A 1,672-nucleotide genomic window follows, 5' to 3' on the forward strand; every position below is an offset into this window, starting at 1 on the left:
CGGCCCACCTGTTGTCGCAGTTCTTCCGCACGCGGCGTCGCCACCAGGCCGCGACCGGCGCGAACCAGCAGCGGATCGCCCGTAGCCTCGCGCAGCCGCGCCAGCGTCCGGCTCATCGCCGAGGGGCTGAGGCGCAGGCGGCTGGCGGCACGCGCCACGCTGCCTTCGGTCAGCAGGATGTCGAGAGCGAACAATAAGTTGAGATCGGGTGATGTCATCGGCAGATCATGGCATCATATGGCGCCAAACGCACGAATAAGATGCAAATGCTGCGCCTTCCGCCACATTGGCCAAGGAACTAGATCTCCAGCAGTTCCGGTTGTGGGACTGATGGAAGGAGATCGCCGTGGCAATCGCTGAGCAAAATCGGGACGGGCTGACATCGGCGCCACCACGGATGCAATCCGCCGGCTGGGCGTTGGCAAGCCTGTCGCTCGCCACGCTGCTGTCGTCGCTGGGAACCAGCATTGCCAGCGTCGGGCTGCCGTCGCTGATGCAGAATTTCGGCGCGACGTTCCAGTCCGTGCAATGGGTTGTTCTGGCCTATCTGCTCGCCATCACCACACTGATCGTCAGCGCCGGCCGGCTGGCCGACATGTTTGGACGCCGGCCGTTGCTGCTTGGCGGCATCGCGCTGTTCACATCGGCATCGGTGCTCTGCGGCCTGGCGCCGACGCTGTGGCTGCTGATCGCCGCACGCGCCGTGCAGGGACTTGGCGCGGCGCTGATGATGGCGCTGACGCTGGCCTTTGTCGCCGAAACCGTGACCAAAGACAGAATTGGCAGCGCCATGGGCCTGCTCGGCGCCATGTCCGCGATCGGCACGACACTTGGCCCCTCGCTCGGCGGCCTTTTGATCGCCGGCTTTGGCTGGCGCGCGATCTTCCTCGTCAATGTCCCGCTGGGTGTGCTCACCTTCGCTCTCGCCTGGCGTGCCTTGCCGGCACGCAATAAAACCGCGCGGCTCGACCGAGGCACGTTCGATGTCATGGGCACTGCCCTGCTGGCCCTGACATTGGCCGCCTATGCGCTGGCCATGACGCTTGGCAGAGGCAATTTCGGACCGCTCAACGTCGGCCTGCTGGTCGCTGCCGGCATCGGTGTTTTTCTTTTCGCCGCCGCGCAGGCGAGTGTGAAAAACCCCTTGATCCAGCTTGCCAGCTTCCGCGACTTCCAACTGAGCGCCAGCCTCGCCATGAGCCTCGTTGTCGCGACGGTAATGATGGCGACTTTGGTGGTTGCCCCGTTCTATCTTTCGCGAGGACTTGGGCTCGATGCCGCAATGGTCGGCCTCGTGCTGTCGACCGGGCCGCTTGTCTCGGCCCTGTCGGCGCTGGTGGCTGGACGCCTGACCGATCGCTTCGGCGCCCACAAGATGATGGTCGCCGGCCTGCTCAGCCTCACGACAGGCACGTTCCTGCTGTCGCTCGCCATGGTGACGCTCGGCATTGCCGGCTATGTCGTTCCGATCACCGTCACCTGCATCGGCTACGCGCTGTTCCAGACATCCAACAATGCAGCCGTCATGGCCGGCATCAGTGCCGGCCAGCGCGGCGTCGTCTCCGGCCTGCTCAACCTTTCGCGCAATCTCGGGCTGATCACCGGCGCCTCGTTGATGGGTGCCATATTCGCCGTCGCATCGGCCGAAAAGCACCAAAGCATTGGTCTTCTG

Annotated in this window: 2 protein-coding genes; one reads left to right on the forward strand and one right to left on the reverse strand. The window is 64.5% G+C overall.

Annotated features, from left to right (window positions below):
• Positions 1-218, reverse strand: a 218-nt coding sequence (locus EN984_RS33675) for a LysR family transcriptional regulator (protein ID WP_127384307.1), incomplete at its 3' end; no start/stop codon positions are given.
• 128 nt (positions 219-346) lie between these two features.
• On the opposite strand from EN984_RS33675, the gene EN984_RS33680 reads away from it, so the two are divergent.
• On the forward strand, positions 347-1,672 hold a 1,326-nt coding region (locus EN984_RS33680; protein ID WP_127384308.1), incomplete at its 3' end, for an MFS transporter.

The sequence above is a fragment of the Mesorhizobium sp. M7A.F.Ca.CA.004.12.1.1 genome (genome assembly GCF_003997835.1).
GTDB lineage: Bacteria > Pseudomonadota > Alphaproteobacteria > Rhizobiales > Rhizobiaceae > Mesorhizobium.